This window comes from Bradyrhizobium sp. (assembly GCF_035570375.1).
GTDB lineage: Bacteria > Pseudomonadota > Alphaproteobacteria > Rhizobiales > Xanthobacteraceae > Bradyrhizobium.
Genome location: NZ_DATMLW010000042.1, coordinates 1 through 18,110, shown reverse-complemented (window position 1 = coordinate 18,110; position 18,110 = coordinate 1). Strand labels below are relative to the sequence as shown.

General features: G+C 61.5%; 13 protein-coding genes and 1 pseudogene. 2 read left to right on the top strand and 12 right to left on the bottom strand.

Going from position 1 to position 18,110, the window contains the following annotated elements; all coding sequences use genetic code 11:
• Positions 1-244: 244 nt before the first annotated feature.
• The 11 genes and pseudogenes from VNX23_RS05105 to VNX23_RS05055 form a co-directional block, all read right to left on the bottom strand.
• Positions 245-1,624 (bottom strand): cation-efflux pump, encoded by a 1,380-nt coding sequence (locus tag VNX23_RS05105; protein ID WP_325628095.1) that lies wholly within the window; start codon positions 1,622-1,624, stop codon positions 245-247.
• A 770-nt stretch (positions 1,625-2,394) separates the two neighbouring features.
• Positions 2,395-3,180: a transporter substrate-binding domain-containing protein gene (locus tag VNX23_RS05100; RefSeq protein WP_325628094.1), complete on the bottom strand. Its 786-nt coding sequence runs from the start codon at positions 3,178-3,180 to the stop codon at positions 2,395-2,397.
• Positions 3,181-3,423: 243 nt separating this feature from the next.
• Positions 3,424-4,392 carry a quinone oxidoreductase family protein gene (locus VNX23_RS05095; protein WP_325628093.1) on the bottom strand — a complete coding sequence of 323 codons (969 nt, stop codon included), beginning with the start codon at positions 4,390-4,392 and terminating at the stop codon, positions 3,424-3,426.
• A 262-nt stretch (positions 4,393-4,654) separates the two neighbouring features.
• Positions 4,655-4,953: pseudogene (locus VNX23_RS05090) on the bottom strand (GIY-YIG nuclease family protein).
• A 117-nt stretch (positions 4,954-5,070) separates the two neighbouring features.
• Entirely contained in the window at positions 5,071-6,090 is a 1,020-nt protein-coding gene (locus VNX23_RS05085) for a nitronate monooxygenase family protein (protein WP_325628092.1), read from the bottom strand.
• 121 nt (positions 6,091-6,211) lie between these two features.
• Entirely contained in the window at positions 6,212-7,228 is a 1,017-nt protein-coding gene (locus VNX23_RS05080; RefSeq protein WP_325628091.1) for a 2-dehydropantoate 2-reductase, read from the bottom strand.
• Positions 7,229-7,336: 108 nt separating this feature from the next.
• Positions 7,337-7,768 (bottom strand): CBS domain-containing protein, encoded by a 432-nt coding sequence (locus tag VNX23_RS05075; RefSeq protein WP_325628108.1) that lies wholly within the window; start codon positions 7,766-7,768, stop codon positions 7,337-7,339.
• 299 nt (positions 7,769-8,067) lie between these two features.
• Positions 8,068-9,339 carry an oxalate/formate MFS antiporter gene (gene oxlT, locus VNX23_RS05070; protein WP_325628107.1) on the bottom strand — a complete coding sequence of 424 codons (1,272 nt, stop codon included), beginning with the start codon at positions 9,337-9,339 and terminating at the stop codon, positions 8,068-8,070.
• Positions 9,340-9,954: 615 nt separating this feature from the next.
• Positions 9,955-11,232 (bottom strand): formyl-CoA transferase, encoded by a 1,278-nt coding sequence (frc, locus tag VNX23_RS05065; RefSeq protein WP_325628090.1) that lies wholly within the window; start codon positions 11,230-11,232, stop codon positions 9,955-9,957.
• Positions 11,233-11,290: 58 nt separating this feature from the next.
• Positions 11,291-13,027, bottom strand: coding sequence for an oxalyl-CoA decarboxylase (oxc, locus tag VNX23_RS05060; protein WP_325628089.1), 1,737 nt, complete (start codon positions 13,025-13,027; stop codon positions 11,291-11,293).
• Between the two features lie 79 nt (positions 13,028-13,106).
• A complete protein-coding gene (locus VNX23_RS05055) occupies positions 13,107-13,799 on the bottom strand; it encodes a GntR family transcriptional regulator (protein ID WP_325628088.1) in 693 nt (230 codons plus the stop codon).
• A gap of 502 nt (positions 13,800-14,301) precedes the next feature.
• Between VNX23_RS05055 and VNX23_RS05050 the strand changes: the two genes are divergently transcribed.
• On the top strand, positions 14,302-16,431 hold the full coding sequence (locus VNX23_RS05050) for an acetate--CoA ligase family protein (RefSeq protein WP_325628087.1): 2,130 nt from the start codon (positions 14,302-14,304) through the stop codon (positions 16,429-16,431).
• A gap of 121 nt (positions 16,432-16,552) precedes the next feature.
• The gene (locus VNX23_RS05045; protein ID WP_325628086.1) at positions 16,553-17,401 is read left to right on the top strand and encodes an IclR family transcriptional regulator; all 849 of its coding nucleotides are present in this window, start codon (positions 16,553-16,555) and stop codon (positions 17,399-17,401) included.
• 66 nt (positions 17,402-17,467) lie between these two features.
• Here VNX23_RS05045 and VNX23_RS05040 read toward each other — a convergent pair.
• The coding region (locus VNX23_RS05040) for an autotransporter outer membrane beta-barrel domain-containing protein (RefSeq protein ID WP_325628085.1) at positions 17,468-18,110 on the bottom strand (643 nt) is incomplete at its 5' end.

Here is an 18,110-nt window from a genome sequence, read left to right as displayed (position 1 = left end):
TCTTGTCCACGGAGAATCTTGACGCACGAATCCCGCGAAAAAGCCCCTGCAAAGTGAGTCCGAAAGGAGAACGTGCGACGTTTCTGTTCACGGCAACGGCGCCTCTCACCGGGCCTCCAGATCATGATGCGATTGAGTGGAATCGCATCATGATCTGATCTCTTTGTTTGAGCATGATCTCCGCGCAAACGCGTTCCGCGTTTGTCGCGAGGGAAAACCGGTTTCCACTTTTCCGGATCATGCTCTAGCCGCCCGGCGGCTCGGCATGACTGATCACGCGTTTGACGCTCGGGAATGCGCGCCGCAATGCGCGCTCGATCTCGTCGACGCTCTCGTGAACCCTGATCACGCTCATCGACGGCGCCGCGCGGCAATGGAAGTTCACGATTTCACCGGCGTCGGTATCGCGCACCCGCACGCTGTGGATGTCATGGATCGCGCTACCGGCGGCAAACCGCGACAGCGCCGCCTTGATGACGTCCACCCGTTCGGGCGGGGCATCCGTGCCGTGGGGCAATTCCGGTTCCAGCGGCTCGATATGGGTATCGACCTCGACGTCTTCGCCGAATTCATCGCGAATGTTCCGCTCGAGCCCCTGGGCGATATCGTGAGCCTCGTTGAGCGCCATGTTGCCGTCGACCTCGAGGTCGATGCTGACGGTAAGCTTGTCGCCGAGATCGTGAACGGTGACGTGGTGAACCGCGAGCCCGGAATTGCGGGCAATGACCATGACGCGTTCGCGCACGCTCTCATTGCTGCGCGCGACCGGGACGGCAGTAAAGGTCAGGTCGGCATCATCAAGGGTTTTCGTCAGCGCTGCCTGCGCCTTCCGCTTGATTTCCTCCACGCGGTCGATCGGGTAGGTGCGCGGCACCTGAACCACGGCGTCGATGAAGGTGGTCGATCCGACCATGCGCGCCCGCAGCCGCTCGACATCAACCACGCCCGAAACCCCCTTGATCGCGGCGGTCGCCTTTTCCGCCACGCCTTCGGGCGCGCGGTCGATCAGGGTTTCGACCGTGGAGCGCGCCAACCGCAATCCCAGTATCGCGATCATGACCGCAACCCCGATCGCCGCAGCGGAATCGCCCCAGGCATAGCCGAGGCCGGAAAGCGCAAGCCCGATGATGACGGCGACCGAGCCGAGCACGTCGGAGGCAAAATGCAGCGCATCGGCCGCCAGCGCCTGGCTCCTGGTGTCGTACGCGGCGCGGTGCAGCGCGCGGGCCCGCCAGAAATTCACGCCGATGTCGACAAGCAGCACGATGAAGGGAATTGCCGACAGCCTCGGGGGCGGGGCGCCTTCGCGCAAACGGCTGTAGGATTCGACCAGAATGCCGCCGGCGAGCACATAAAGCAGCGCGATGATGCCGAGCGCCGAAAGGCTCTCCAGTTTGCCGTGGCCGTAGTGATGCTCCTTGTCGGCGGGAAGGTCGGAATAGCGAACCACCATCCAGGTGACGATGGTTGCGCCCACGTCGACGGAGGAATGCAGCGCCTCCGAAATCAGCGCGAGACTGCCGATGGCGATGCCGACCACAAACTTGGCCGTGGCCATGCCGGCGCTGGCGAAAATCGAAATCGCCGCGACGCGGGTTTTGGTGGTGTGAACGGCTTCGTGCATGAGCGTGGGTTTAGCAGGGGGTTTTGAGGGATTAAAGTGCTGTCCCAGGACGTAGTTGCCAGTCAGTTGCAGGTGCTGTGCAGGGGATCAGATGTGGAGTTTTAAGCCGTCATTCCGGGGCGCGAGTATAACGAGCGAACCCGGAATCTCGAGATTCCGGGTCCGATGCTTCGCATCGTCCCGGAATGACAAACCTTGTTGTCAAACCGCCTTTGGCAAACCTCCACCTTCTCGGGACGCGGAAAGCGCCCGAGTTGTGCGGTAATTATTCGCCCCGGAAGAAGAGGGCGCAGGGAACGCCGGGTGGCCGATGCACCCGCAGCCTCGTATGCAAAAGAGATAAAGCATACGAGAAAGTCACCACAGGTTCACCGGACTTCATCCGGCGTTCCCTGCGCAATGGTTTTAACGGCTTATAGCGCGCTCTCCCCGGCGACCGGGCTTTCTTGCCACCGTCATCGGCGCATCATCCGCCAACTTGATGCCAGCGTCGGGGCATCAGGACCACACGCCTTCGCCGTCCACGATTTGACGCATTCGTCTTAAGCGCCATCGCGTCCACCGCATCCCGCAACCCAACGCTCGTGACGATCGCGAAGCGCCCCTCGTTTCGGGGCGGGATGGGAGTCGATATAGTTTTGATTTGGGTCGCCCGCGAAGGAATTTATTTTTTCGAAAAGGACAGGATAGGTAGCATCGCGTTAATTGGGCTGGAAGAATTGTCCGGCATGCGCAGGCGATTGTCGTGCTCGCGTTACAGACTTCCGCTGCTATTGCCCCTTCAAAACACCCCTCAAGCCCGCGCGCTCCTCAGCTTGCGCAAGCAGGCCGTTCGTCTGCACCTCCTCGACGAAGTGGCGGATATAATCCAGCCCAGCCTCGCGGCCCTTCGGAATGGCGACCGGAAGGTGTTCCTCGCCCCATCGGCCGTCCAGCACCCTTGATCCCGGCATCTGGTCCGACATCTCGAACAAGGTCGGCTTGTTGGTGGCGTAGGTGTCGATCTCGCCGCGTTCGAGCATTTCGATGCCGCGCTTGTAATTCTCTGCGGGGACCACGACTGCATTTGGCAGCAGTTTCGGAATCGTGCCCTGGGAGGTGCTTCCTTGCGTCACGCCGATGCGAAGGCCAGGCTTCTGGATGTCTGCGATTCCCTTGATCGGAGAGGAAGCGACAACGAGATAGCCGAGTTCGATGGTGAGTAGCGTTTGGCTGAACGCGACTGTTGCCGCACGCGCCGGCGTGGAGTTGCTGATGGTGAAATCGACGTCTTGCGCTTTCATGCCTTCAAGGACGTCTGAAATCCGCTGGTAGTTGATTTCCGCAAATGGGACGTTGAGCCGCCTGGCGAGTTCCTTGCCCAAATCGAAGGCGAGACCATGAATCTCGTTTGTTCTGGCATCGTGGACCATAGAGGTGGGGCTGCCGAAATAGACGCCGACCCGCAGTTTTCCCGTGGGGGCCAGTATTTCACGCATATCCTGAGCCTGTGCATAGGTGGAGGCCAAAGCCGAAACGGCTAAAGAGACCACCATTCTGACGATCGAATGGCGCATGTTTTCTTTCCCGGCCCAATTTTTAGATCATGATGGGATCAGGTTGAATTGTAACCGCGACGAAGGTGCGCTCCCTCTCCCGCTTGCGGGGGAGGGCTGGGGAGGGGGGAATTAATTGGGAACGCTGCTTCAATAAACTCTGGCCCCCACCCGCCGCACTCTACGAGTGTGGCGACCTCCCCCGCAAGCGGGAGAGGTGAACTGAACCAGCCTACGAGCGATTCAACCTTCGATCATTCCGCATCAAAGCGTCACGACAATCTTGCCGAGATGCTTGTTGGCTTCCATGTGCTCAAATGCCTTGCCGATATCATCGAAGCAAAACACCTTGTCGATCGGCAGTTGCAATTTGCGCGATTCCACCGCACCCCAGAGATCCTTGCGCACCTCGTCGAAAATCTCGCTGATCTCCTCGATGGTGCGGGTACGGAAGGTGACGCCGACATAGTCGATGCGGCGCGCCGCGTGCAAGTCGAAGTTGAATTCGGCGCGGGTGCCGCCGAGCCGGCCGACATTGACAATGCGGCCCCTGATCCTGGTGGCTCTGAGATTCTGGCTCGCGACCTTGCCGGAAATCTGATCGACGATCAGGTCGACGCCTTCGCCCGCAGTCGCCTGCAGCACGGCATCGACCCAGCCGGGGTCGCTGGAGTCGACCGCGAGGTCGGCGCCGAATTCCTTCAAGCGAGCGCGCCGCACCGGATCGGTCGAAGAACCGACGACGAGCTTTGCGCCCTTGAGTTTGGCGATCTGCAAGCCCATCAGGCCGACGCCGGAACTCGCGCCTTGAATCATGACGGTCTGGCCCGCCCTCAACCCGCCAACGGTCACGACCGCGTTGTGCATGGTGGTTAGCGCGATCGGCAATGTGCAGGCTTCGTCGAAATTCATGTTCGATGGCGCGCGGAACAACCGCGCGTGATCGGCGAGCGTATATTCCGCAAACGCAGCGGCGCCGGAACCCATCACCTTGTCGCCGACCTTCGCCCCCTTGGCCTCGGGGCCGAGTTCGGCGATCTCGCCCGACCATTCCATCCCCAATACGGTGCCGACGCCGCCGGCGCTGCCATGCGCGTGGCCCTTGGTCATGCCGAGGTCGGCGCGATTGAGAGCGCAGGCGCGCACGCGCACCAGCACCTGCGCGCCCTTCGGCGAGGGCCTGACGACATCGGTGATTTCGGCGCCACTGGGGCCGTAGACATAGGCTTTCATGAAGGTCATTCCTGATTGGTGTGCAGGTCGGGGCGAGAACCGTACAATAGCATGACCGGATAGCTTCGGCCTACGCGCGATCTGGTCATGCGCGGGCTTCGATCCGCGCATCCATCGATTAAGAACGCCTTTTTTTCAAGGATTGGATGAGTTGCCAGGTCAAGCCCGGCAACTCTATCGCTCGCTCGCACTCGCCAAGGACAACGAGCGCAACCTGTCCTTCGTCATTCCGGGGCGCCCAAAGGGCGAGCCCGGAATCCATTTATCCAAGATGCGCGGCGGCAATTCCTGGATACAAATCATTCCACTGCGGATTACTTTCCTCGATTGACCGGATTTTCCAATCTCGCGCCATTTCTTCAATTCTTTCTCTCGAGCAATCGCCGTCAAGACGTCATCGTAAATTTCGAACCAGACCAGTTTGTCGATCGAATACCGCCTGGTGAAACCAGCGACAGCTTTGCTTTTGTGCTCGTAGATGCGTCGAATGATATCATTCGTCACGCCGAGATACAGTGTTCCGTATTTGCCGCTTGCAAGAAGGTATACGTAATAGGCCATGAGTACCGGAGGAATGGATTCCGGGCTCACGCTTCGCGCGCCCCGGAATGACGAAGGAGAAGGACAGCCAGCGAATGTCAAACCCGCCCCACTAATTGCTCGCTTCTTTTCGAAAGTCTATGAGCGGCCGGTGCTCGAAGCATGCACGAACTTCGGACGGTAACCGCTGGACAGCATGCCTTCGAGCCGGCTGCGGATGATGGCTTCGGCCTCATGGATGATGCGGGAGACGAGCTCCGCACAGCTCGGAATATCGTGGATCAAGCCCTGAGCCTGTCCCGCCGACCAGATGCCTTCATCGGCGTCGCCGTTGGCATAGACCATTTTGCCGCGGGCGCCGGCGACGAGATCGCGGACCTGATCGAAGGTGGCGCCTTGCTTTTCCATCGCGACGACCTTCGTGCTGATCGCGTTCCTGGCGACGCGCGAGGTGTTGCGCATGGTGCGGAAAATCAGCTCGGTTTCGCGTTCGTCATTGGCGACGATTCTTTCCTTGATGCGCTGATGGATCGGGCTCTCTTTGGTGCACATGAAGCGCGTCCCCATGTTGATGCCGTCGGCTCCCAGCGCAAGGGCCGCGACCAGGCCGCGGCCGTCGGCGAAGCCGCCGGAGGCAATCATCGGGATCTTCACCTTGTCGGCCGCCACCGGGATCAGGATGAGTCCGGGGGTGTCGTCCTCGCCGGGATGGCCTGCGCATTCAAAGCCGTCGATCGAAATCGCATCGACCCCCATGCGCTCGGCCGAAAGCGCGTGGCGGACGCTGGTGCATTTGTGCACCACCACGATGCCATGCTTCTTGAATTCGGTGACGTGCTCCTGCGGCTTGTTGCCGGCGGTCTCGACGATCTTGACGCCGCTTTCGATGATGGCCTGCCGATATTCCGCGTAAGGGGGCGGCTTGATCGAGGGGAGGATGGTCAGGTTGACGCCGAACGGCTTGTCGGTGAGGCCGCGGCAGCGCGCGATCTCTCTTGCGAGATCCTCCGGGGTCGGCTGCGTCAGCGCAGTGATGAAGCCAAGCGCGCCGGCATTGGCGACGGCAGCGACGAGTTCCGCGCGGCCGACCCACTGCATCCCGCCCTGGACGACCGGATGCTCGACGCCGACGAGCTCGGTAAACCTTGTCTTGATCATCGCCTGGTGCCCTCTTTCCGAAGTCAAGGCGACGATGCCCTGATCTGCTTCGTTCAGAGGAGAGGATGCCGGCGCGACCGGAAAATGTCTATGGCCGCACCGGCGCTAGCGGCAGCCGCGATCATGCATAGGCCGGCGTTTTCACCGTGACCGGACGATCGAGGCCGTAGAGGCCCGCGATCCCTGCGCGCTGCACGACGAGCGCCAGCACGGCATCGAGCGCCGGCGTCGGGGTTTGCGTCAGACGCCCCATTTCCTGGACCACCGAAACCAGCGGGTCGATCTCCATCGGGCGTCCGCGCTCGAGATCCTGGAGCATCGAGGTCTTGTGCGCGCCGACCTTGCGCGCCCCCTCGATCCGCCGCTCGACGTCGACGCGGAACCTTATTCCGAATTTTTCGGCGATCGCCTGGCTCTCCAGCATGATCGCCTTCGACAAAGCGCGCGTCGCGGGGTCCGCACAGATCACGTCGAGCGTTGCGTGGGTCAGCGCGCTGATCGGGTTGAGGCACACATTGCCCCAGAGCTTGAGCCAGATTTCGTCACGGATGCGATCGAGCACCGGTGCCTGCATGCCGGCCTCGCTAAACAGCGCCGAAAGCCGTCGGATGTCTTCGCTGTTTTCTCCCGAGGGCTCTCCGATCGGAAAACGGTCACCATAGACGTGCTGGATCACGCCGGGCGCCACGATCTCGGTCGCAGGATAGACAATGCAACCGATTGCGCGCTCCGGTCCCAGCTCACGCCATTGACGCCCGCCCGGGTCGATGCTCTCGAGCGTCGAGCCTTCGTAGCGGCCGCCGTGCCTGTAGAAATACCAGTAGGGAATTCCGTTCACCGCGGTGACGATGCGGGTTTTCGCCCCCAGCAGGGGCCGCATGGCGTCGATGGCGCCGGTGATCGAATGCGCCTTCAGGCAGATGACGACGAAATCCTGGGGTGGAAGTTCGGCTGGATTGTCGGTGCAGCGCGGATGAACCACGCGTTCCGCATCGCCGATCAGGAGCTTCAAGCCGTTGGCGCGCATCGCGGCCAGATGCGCTCCCCGTGCCACCAGGCTGACATCTGCGCCTGCGCGTGCAAACTGGACCCCGAGATATCCGCCGATCGCGCCGGCGCCGTAAATACAGATTTTCATGAAACTGCCCTTCAAAAAAAGCGGTGGGTGGAAAATCGGCACGAGTGGTCACGTGGCTCGGAAAGTAATTTCGGAGCCAGGGCGATTGTGGATGAGAAAAAGGAGGCGTCAGGCCGCGGCGGGCGCAGCCGCTGCAATCGCCTGTTCGTCGAACGCGCTCGAGATATCGCGCATGCTGATCACGCCGCACAGGCTGTGATCGTCGATGACCGGCAGATGGCGAATATGGTGCCTGTTCATCAGGTGCCGGACATCCTCGATCGTGTCGCTCGAACTGCACGACACCAGCTGCTGGACCGAGATCAGCTGCGAGACCTTCATGTTGATGCCGGCGGCACCGTGCTCGGCGATGGCGCGGACGACGTCGCGTTCGGTGAACATGCCGACGGCGGTGTTGCCTTCGGTCCGCACCACGTCCTTGACCACAAGCGCGCTGACATTGCTGGCGCGCATCAACTGGGCGGCGATGCCCACGGTTTCATTCATTCGAATGGTGGCAATACGCGCGGTCTTTTTGCGCAGGATGTCTCCGACTTTCATCGCAAGCTCCTTCTGGTCGGCGCAGGAATTGGCAATCCAACTCATGAAAGATTGGTATACATTATGCCAATTGTCAATTCGAAATTCTGGCTCTCGGGACATAAAAAGTGTCAGTAATACTGACGATTCCAGCACTTACCAGAGTTTGCAGTTCCGGCGTGATATCCGGAAATGGGCGTGCTGGAGGCCCTGGTATACCAAGAACTCTCCAGCGGCGTCAGTCCAGGAAAAAGGCGCCCATCGAACGGATGGGCGCCTTCGCTGGATTCGTGCGCGGAGCGCCTCGCATTCAATATGGTTTAGCCGTTGGCCATCATTCGTGCGCGCATCGGCTTAAGGATGAACAGAGCGATCGCCACCACCACTATGTTCATGATAGCGGTCAGCAGAAACACGAGGTGCCAACTGCCGGTTGAAGTTTTGATGATGTTGGCAACCGGAACCAGAAATGCCGAGGTTCCCTTCGCCGTATAAAGGAGGCCGAGATTCACGGTTGCGAATTTTGGTCCGAAAGTGTCGGTACAGGTCGACGGAAAAAGGCTGAAGATCTCACCCCAGGTGAGGAAGATCAGGGCTGCGAAAACCACGAAAGCCCACGGAGCAGTGCCGAGTGTGCCAAGCAGCCAGTAACTGCAGGCCCCCAAGCCGAACGCGATCGCCATGGTATTTTCACGGCCGATATTATCGGAAACCCAGCCAAACAGGGGCCGAGCCAAGCCGTTCGCAACGCTGTCGATGATCAGTGCGGCAGTCAGGGTTGTGGCACCGAAGAAAATGATTGTCTCCGCGACCTTGAAGTCTTTCGCGATGGGAGCGATTTGCGCCGTTGCCATCAGGCCGCTTGCCGACACCATGACGAACATGACGTAGAGAATCCAGAATATCGGCGAGGCCAGCACCTGACCGGGCGTGTAGTTTCGCGATGACTGAGCAACCTTGGGACTGGGAACGCCAGCCATCTCACCGGCCTCCGGCGCCCGCAAAAGCCAGGCCAACAAGAACACAACGCCGCCCTGAAACAGGCCGAACCACAAAAAGGCTGCTTCGTAACCGCTGGTATGGATTACGTATTGAATGGGAATGACGGTCAGAGCCGCGCCGGCGCCGTAGCCCGCGGCTGTGAGGCCGACTGCAAGACCGCGCCGATCAGGAAACCATTTCACCGCAAGGCCGACGCAGGTGGCATAGACCGCGCCACCCCCGAGGCCGCCGATCACAGCGCCGATGTACAACATCGTCAGCGTGTCAGCATAGGCGTTTATAACCCAGCCGATTGCCACCGTAATTCCGCCGAAGGCGACCACGTACTTCGCTCCATGCGGGCCAAGTTTGTCAACGATCCAGCCGGAAACCGGCGTGAGCCAAGTCTCAAGAGCAATGAAGATACTGAAAGCCACCTGTATCGCGGCAATAGACCAGCCATGCTTCGCTGCCATGGGATTAACAAAAAGCGTCCATCCGTATTGCAGATTGGCGATCATCACCATGCAGAGGATCGCACAAATGAGGATCGTCCATCGTGTCGCGCTGATTGCGACCGGCCGCGAATCGAGCTGTGCTGTTACTGCCATTTGTATTTCCCCCTCGTTCTTGATTCCGGGTTTCGCAGGCGCAACGCAAGTTGCAGCCAGCGGGAGTACTTGCCCGATGCAATTGGTGCGGTGGTTTGGGTGGCGATCATGTTTCCTTCCCTGGTGCGCTTTTGTTCGTTCTTGGACGTAGCGCTGCCGGCTGCCGCATATTGGTATGTGATATGCCAGAGCGCAAGTCATAATTCGTTACGAGGCTGAGCGGGGAGCGACCACGGGTTTCAGGAACCGAGGCAGCGCGAACGCGAGCCCCAGGAATGGGATTCAATTTTCGAAGGTGAGAGGGGAAACCAGCCCGGCAAATATCGTCGGCAGCGCCGTCAGGCACGAAACAGGTCTGATCACCGTCGCGCAAGGCGCTCTGGGCGTTCGTCACCAGAATGCACTCAACGCCGACCACAAGGGGGCAGAAGGTGCGCCCGGAAGGCGCGCAATCCACGTATACAAGATACCAAAGCTCCTCGATTGTCCGCGCTGCAGCATAGAGATCTGGCAACGCAATATGGAACCGACGTCTCGACCAGTAACCCCAAACAAAAGGGCCGCCGGAAAAATCGGCGGCCCAAGCTGGATCGAAGCAAGTTTCGGGAAAATCCCTTACTCGGCGGCGACCTTCTGCGGCGGGTCGAGCGCGCCGGAGTCGTGGATTTCCTTGACCTGTTGGTCCGAGAACCCAAGAACCTGCCGGAGGACCTCGTCGGTATGTTCGCCGAGCAGCGGCGAGCGCTTGACCTCGCTGGGGCTGTCGGAAAGCTTGATCGGGTTGCCGACCGACAGGTACTTGCCGCGGGTGGGATGATCCACCTCGACCACCGTGCCGGTGGCCCGCAATGACTGATCCTCGGCGAGTTCCTTCATCGACAGGATCGGCCCGCAGGGAATGTCGTCCTTGTTGAGGATCTCCATGGCCTCGAACTTGGTCTTGGTCATGGTCCACTGCTCGATGCGCCCGAAGATTTCGTTGAGGCGTTTGAGCCGGGCCGGGGGTTTTGCGTAGTCGGGATGGGTTTTCCAGCCGGGCTCGCCGATCACGTCGCAGATCTTCTCCCAGACCGGCGCCTGGGTGATGAAGTAGATGTAGGCGTTGGGATCGCTCTCCCAGCCCTTGCACTTGAGGATACGGCCGGGCTGGCCACCACCGGAATCGTTGCCGGCGCGCGGCACCGCGTCGCCGAACGGAATCCCTTCGCCGAACTGGCTGTATTCCGTGAGCGGACCATGAGCGAGGCGCTGTTGATCGCGCAACTTGACGCGGGCGAGGTTCAAGACGCCGTCCTGCATGGCCACGGTGACGCGCTGGCCCTGTCCGGTCATGGTGCGCTGGTAGAGTGCGGCGACGATGCCGAGCCCAAGATGCAGCCCGGTGCCGCTGTCGCCGATCTGCGCGCCGGTGACGAGCGGCAGTCCGTCTCGGAAACCCGTGGTCGATGCCGAACCACCCGTGCATTGCGCGACGTTCTCATAGACCTTGCAGTCTTCATAGGGACCCGGACCAAAACCCTTGATCGAGGCCACGATCATCTTCGGGTTGATGCTGTGGATCTTTTCCCAGGGGAACCCCATCCGGTCGAGCACACCGGGACCGAAATTCTCCACTAGCACGTCGCAGGCCTTGATCAGCGCGGTGAGGACTTCCTTGCCCTTCGGATTCTTGGTGTCGAGCGTGATCGATCGCTTGTTGTGGTTGAGCATGGTGAAATACAGGCTGTCCACCTTTGGCTTGTCCTGCAATTGACCGCGCGTGATGTCGCCGACGCCGGGGCGCTCGACCTTGATCACGTCGGCACCAAACCACGCCAGCAATTGCGTGCAGGTCGGCCCCGATTGAACGTGGGTGAAATCGAGAATTCGAACCCCCTTCAGCGCCTTTGTCATTGTCTTGCTCCGTCTGATATCGGCTCCTGTCGCGCAGGAGCATGTGGATCCGTCTGGTTTATTTCTTCTTCAGCGCGCTCTGCGGGTTGAGGTTGCCGATGCGGCCGCTCTCCGAACCGGCTGCCGGATCGATCACCGCATTGATCAGGGTCGGCTTGCCGGAATCCATCGCCTCGTTCACGGCGCGCTTCAATTCGTCCGGTGTGGTCGCGTTGACGCCGACGCCGCCGAACGCCTCCATCATCTTGTCGTAGCGCGCGCCCTTGACGAACACGGTGGTCGCAGGATCCGATCCGCCCGCGTTCACGTCGGTGCCGCGATAGATGCCGTTATTGTTGAAGACGACGACGCAGACCGGGAGGTCGTAGCGGCAGATCGTCTCCACCTCCATGCCGCAGAAGCCGAAAGCACTGTCGCCCTCGACCGCGAGCACCGGCTTGCCGGTCTCCACCGCTGCGGCAATCGCCTGACCCATGCCGATGCCCATCACGCCCCAGGTGCCGACGTCGAGTCGCTTGCGCGGCTTGTAGATGTCGATGGTGCCGCGCGCGAGGTCGAGCGTGTTGGCGCCTTCGTTGACAAGGATGGCGTCGGGCCGCTCCTTGACGATGGTGCGCAGCACGCCGAGCGCGCCGTGATAGTCCATCGGCGAATTGTTGTTCATCAGCCGCGGCGCCATCTTGGCGACGTTTTCCTCGCGCTTTGCGCTGACCGTCTTCGCCCAGTCGGCGGGCGCCGCCGGCCAGCCAGCGCCCATCGCCGAAAGCAGCGCCGACACGCAGGAGCCGATATCGCCGACCACGGGTGCTGCGATCTCGACATTGGAGTCCATTTCCTTGGGCTCGATATCGATCTGGATGAATTTCTTGGGTAGCTCGCCCCAGCTCTTGCCCTTGCCATGCGACAATAGCCAGTTGAGGCGGGCGCCAATCAGCATCACGACGTCGCTTTCCTTCAGCACGGTCGAGCGCGCCGCGCCGGCGCATTGCGGATGGGTGTCCGGCAACAGGCCCTTGGCCATGCTCATGGGAAGGAACGGAACGCCGCTCTTCTCGACCAGCGCGCGAATGTCGTCGTCGGCCTGCGCATAGGCCGCGCCCTTGCCGAGGATGATCAGCGGACGCTTGGCGCTCTTGAGCACGTCGAGCGCGCGCTTGATGGCGGCAGGGGCGGGGATCTGCGCCGGCGCGGCATCCACCACCTTGACCAGCGATTTCCGCCCCGCCTCCGCATTCATGACCTGGCCGAAAAGCTTGGCGGGCAGATCGAGATAGACGCCGCCCGGACGTCCCGAAACCGCGGCGCGGATCGCACGCGCCAGCCCGATGCCGATATCGGCGGCATGCAGCACGCGGAACGCCGCCTTGCAGAGCGGCTTGGCAATCGCAAGCTGGTCCATTTCCTCGTAGTCGCCCTGCTGCAGGTCGACGATCTCGCGCTCCGACGAGCCGGATATGAGGATCATCGGGAAGCAATTGGTGGTGGCATGCGCCAGCGCCGTGAGGCCGTTGAGGAAGCCGGGCGCCGACACGGTGAGGCAAACGCCGGGCTTCCTGGTCAGAAAGCCGGCGATCGCCGCCGCGTAGCCGGCGTTCTGTTCATGACGGAACGAGAGCACGCGGATGCCCGCGGCCTGCGCCATGCGCCCGAAATCGGTGATCGGAATGCCCGGCACGCCGTAGATGGTCTTGACGTCGTTGAGCTTGAGCGCCTCGATAATGAGGTGGAAGCCGTCGGTGAGCTCCTGCTCCGTCCCAGCCGTTTTCGTTTCGACGCTCTGTGCTAGTGCGGACATCCGCTTCTCCCTGATCGTTTCTTGATGAGGACGTTTAAAGTCCCCTGATTAGTCGCGCCAAGCCGGCATTATCGGGGCGCTAAAAAAGTTCGTGGCCATGCGCTTCGACGTAAGCCGCAAGGCCGAGTGTGTGGTCCCGCGCCCGCTTTTCCGCAAGCTCGGTGTCGCGCTGTTCGAGCGCGTCGATGATACCTAGATGCTCGGGCAGGGATGCAGCGATGCGCTCGCTGCGTCCGATCGTCAATTGCCGGTAGCCGCGGACGTGCAAAAGGATTTCGTTGGTCATGTCAACCAGCACCGGCGACTCGCTGAGCGAGATCAGCGCCTGGTGGAAAGCGATATTGGCTTTCGAATATTCCTCGACGTGATCCTGCGGCAGGCGATCCTTGCCGAAATCCCTGAAGAAGTCGCGCAGTGCCGAGATGTCCTTCTTGCGCGCGGTGGTCGTGATCAATCGCGCGGCCATGCTTTCCAGCGCTGCCCAGGCGCGGATCATGTCCACGATCTCGCTTTTGGTCCGGCGCACGACCATGATGCCGCGGCGAGGCACGGTCTTGACGAAACCATCCTGCTCCAGCATCGCGATCGCCTCGCGGATCGGGGTGCGGCTGACACCGAGGCGTTCGGAGAGCGCCCGCTCGTCGAGCATGACCGGCTCGGGCGTCGAGTAGATGTCCATCTTCAGGATGGCTTCCTTCAAGGCCTCATAGGCCTTGTTCTTGAAGCTCGTCTCCGGCACGATCCGGACAACAGAAATATCTGTCTCTGCCATGCTTGGCGGCGCCTTTATTTGTTTGCGCGGATTCACGATCGGTCGGTTCCGTGGCAGGTGGTTTATTTAGAACCACAGTATCAATGATTTTTGGCATGCCACATGCCAGAATGTCAAGTTACCCATAATTTCAGCACTTCCCCGACTTGACAAGTTCGGCTCTGGCATACCAAATGCCATGCAAACCCGTTTTTCGGCGGCCCGGTCGGGCCGCCAGCCCACGCGGAACCGGTACCGCCGATCCGAAGTCCCTGCGCCACAAGCGGCAGGTTCATTCGGGGACCTCAGATCGGCCGGCGGTACCGGGACTCACCAACTGCTCGTGCCCATGACTTTCCGGAGTTCGCAACAAGGTGCTGCTGAGACGGATTGCGAACTTCGGAAGGCCGTCACCAGCGTTTGCCATCATCGTGAAGAGCGGTTGAGTTTGTGAAGGCAAGTTTTGAGGCTGACGCCGGAACGCGCTGCCCAGCGAGCAAAATAGACGTCAAGGAGGAAGCCAATGTCGAATTCGAAAGATGCGGTCCGCAAGGTTCTCGATGCGGTCAAGGCGGATAAGCGCACCAGTCTGACGGCGCCCGAAGGCAAGCTGGTTTGCGACGCCTACGGCATCCCGGTTCCAAAGGAGGGCGTCGCCAGGTCGGCGTCCGAGGCGGCGAAGATCGCATCCTCGATGGGCTTCCCGGTGGTGATGAAGATCGTCTCGCCCGACATTCTGCACAAGACCGAGGCCGGCGGCGTGATGGTTGGCGTGAAGACCGCCGCCGACGTGGAAAAGAATTACGACACCATTCTGGCCAACGCCAAAAAGTACAAGGCCGACGCCAAGATCGAAGGCGTTCAGATTCAGCAGATGCTCGCCGGCGGCACCGAAGTCATCGTCGGTTCCATCACCGACGGATCGTTCGGCAAGCTGGTGGCCTTCGGGCTTGGCGGCGTGCTGGTCGAAATTCTCAAGGACATCACCTTCCGTCTCGCGCCCGCCACCAGGGAGGACGCGCTCTCGATGCTCGACGGCATCCAGGCCCACGACATGCTCAAGGGCGTGCGCGGCGGCGATCCGGTCAACCGCGACGCGCTTGCCGAGGTGATCGTGAAGGTGTCGCAGCTCGTCACTGACTTTCCCGAAATCGTCGAACTCGATCTCAACCCCGTCTTCGCCACCAAGAAGGATGCGGTGGCCGCCGACGTGCGTATCGTCGTCGACTTCGACTACAAGCCGCGCCCGGCGCCGCGCCCGACCGAGGAAATCGTGGTGGCGATGAACCGCATCATGCAGCCCAGGGCGGTGGCCGTGATCGGCGCCTCGGCCGAGGACGGCAAGATCGGCAACTCGGTGATGAAGAACCTGATCAACGGCGGCTACAAGGGCGAGATCCTGCCGATCCATCCCAAGGCTCCCGAGATCCTCGGCTACAAGGCCTACAAGAGCGTCAAGGACGTACCCGGCGTCATCGACGTCGCGGTGTTTGCCATCCCAGCGAAATTCGTTGCCGCAGCACTCGCCGAATGCGGCGAGAAGAAAATTCCCGGCGCCGTCCTGATCCCGTCGGGCTTCGCCGAAGCCGGCCACCCGGAACTGCAGGCCGAAATCGTCGAGGTCGGCAAGAAGTACAATGTCCGCCTGATGGGGCCGAACATCTACGGCTTCTATTATACGCCGGCCAATCTCTGCGCCACCTTCTGCACCGCCTATGACGTCAAGGGTCACGCGGCCCTGTCCTCGCAGTCGGGCGGCATCGGCATGGCGATCATCGGCTTCTCGCGCTCGGCCAAGATGGGCGTTTCCGCAATCGTTGGGCTCGGCAACAAGTCCGACATCGACGAAGACGATCTGCTAGCCTTCTTCGAGCAGGACCCCAACACCAACCTGATCGCCCAGCACTGCGAAGACCTCAAGGACGGCCGCGCCTTTGCGGAGGCCGCCAAGCGCGTCTCAAAGAAGAAGCCGGTGGTGGTGTTGAAGGCAGGCCGCACCTCGGCCGGCGCCAGGGCGGCGTCCTCGCACACCGGTGCGCTCGCCGGCAACGACAAGATCTACGAGGACGTGTTCAAGCAGTCCGGTGTGATCCGCGCCCGCAGCCTGAGGCAATTGCTCGAATTCGCGCGCGGCGTGCCGGTGCTGCCGACGCCGAAGGGCGAGAACGTGCTGATCATCACCGGTGCCGGCGGTTCGGGCGTACTGTTGTCGGATTCGGTCGTTGATAACGGCCTGCAGCTGATGGCGATGCCGCCCGATCTCGATGCCGCGTTCCGCAAGTTCATCCCGCCGTTCGGCGCGGCCGGCAACCCTGTCGACATCACCGGCGGCGAGCCGCCGATCACCTATGTCAACACGGTCAAGCTCGGTCTCTCCGATGACCGCATCCATTCGCTGATCCTCGGCTACTGGCACACCATCGTTACGCCGCCGATGGTGTTCGCGCGCAACATGGTCGAGGTGAAGAAGGAGATGGAAGCCAAGGGCTTCGTCAAGCCGATGGTTGCCTCGCTCGCCGGCGATGTCGAGGTCGAGGAAGCGGCCGAATATCTCTATCAGAACGGCATTCCGGCCTACGCCTATTCGACCGAATTGCCGGTCGAGGTTCTGGGCGCCAAGTACAAATGGGCGCGCGGCGCGGGCCTTCTGTAAGACGCCAAAGGGCCGCCCCGGATTTTTTCCGGGGCGGCCACCGTTCTCCTGAAATTTTTCAACAGCGCGGAATTTTCTATCGAGCGGCGAACACGTCTTCCCACCTACCGAGAAGGTCGCGATGAAGAAAAACGTGATCCGGCGCAGGTTGGTCGAGCCGAAATCCGGCGCGGACGGCGACCCCGATCCCCGGGACGGTGGCGTTCAATCGGTGGATCGTGCGCTCGCGATCATCGAAACCCTTGCCGAGGATGATGAGGGCTATCGTTTGAGCGACCTCGCCATCCGCACGGGTTTGTCGACTTCGACCGTGCATCGCCTGCTTACCACGCTCGAACATCGCCGCTTCGTGCAGTTCGATCGCGACCAATCGAAATGGCATGTCGGCGCGCGGGCGTTCATGGTCGGCGCGACCTTTGCCCGCCACCGCAATTTCACCGCGCAGGCGATCCCTTATTTGCGCAAGCTTCGCGACCTGACGCGCGAGACCGCCAATCTCGCGGTCGTCGACGACGAATTCATCATCGTGCTTACCCGAATGGAAAGCCGCGAGATCATGCGCTCGCTCACCAAGGTCGGCGGCCGGGTGTCGATGGTCGCCTCCGGCGTCGGCAAGGCAGTGCTTGCGGCCTATTCGGACGAGGACGTCAGCGCCATCATCCGCCATCATGGCATGCCGCGGCTGACCGAGAAATCGATCGTGCGGCCGGGCGACCTGTTCAAGGAGCTTCAGACCATTCGCCGCCGGGGCTATGCCGTCGATGACGAGGAGGCGCAGATCGGCCTGCGCTGCGTCGCCGCCGTGGTCTACGATCATCATGCCGAGCCGCTGGCCGCGATTTCCGCCTCAGGCATGACCAGCCGGGTCACCAATGAGCGGCTGCCGGGAATCGGCCGGATCGTGCGCGAGGTTGCGGCCGAACTCACGGCCGCGCTGGGCGGTGCGATGCCGGACCCACATCAGAGCTGAGGCGGCGAGATGCGGCCTAACGGCCGCTCCTCCGTGCTCGCGATGGCGAGGCCGGATGCGCCTGCATCACCACACGTATCGCACAACGCCCTTGCCGGCGTAGGAGCGCGTGACGCCCGAGAATTCACCTTCGAAGGTCGCCGCCGCCGACCAGCCGTTTCTCCAGCGCGTCTCGACCGACGCCGTGGTGAGCACGGAGTCGGAGGCTTGCGCCGCGCCGCTGACGACAAAGCTCGCAACCGGCAGCGCCTGGAAGGTCGCACCGATCGCGCGGTTCGGATCATAATCGTGCGCCCAGGCGAGACGCCCGCGCAACGTGAGAAGGCCGTCGGTCGTTAGCCAGGACTTGTCGGCACGAAAACCGAGTTCGCTGCGCGGATCGGTGACGTCATGTGCGCCATAGGACAACGCAAAGGTATTGAGGCCGATGATCGCCTGTTCGGCATAGGCCGGCAGATCGAAGGTGACGAACTGGGCCGCCGCATAAGGCGTGAGACCGAATCCGCCACCCCACGTTGGCACCACAAAGCGGTAGCCGCCTTCGGCGCGTCCCGAAAACGCGTTCGCCTTGAACTCGGTGCGGAGCTGGTCGAAGCCCGCTGCCGTCACCACACGATTGGTGGTGACGTCCTGCCAGCCATAGGCGAGCGCGGCGGAGACATACGCGGCGCCTGAAGTGTGAAAGAGATAGGCGCCGGCCTGGAAGAGA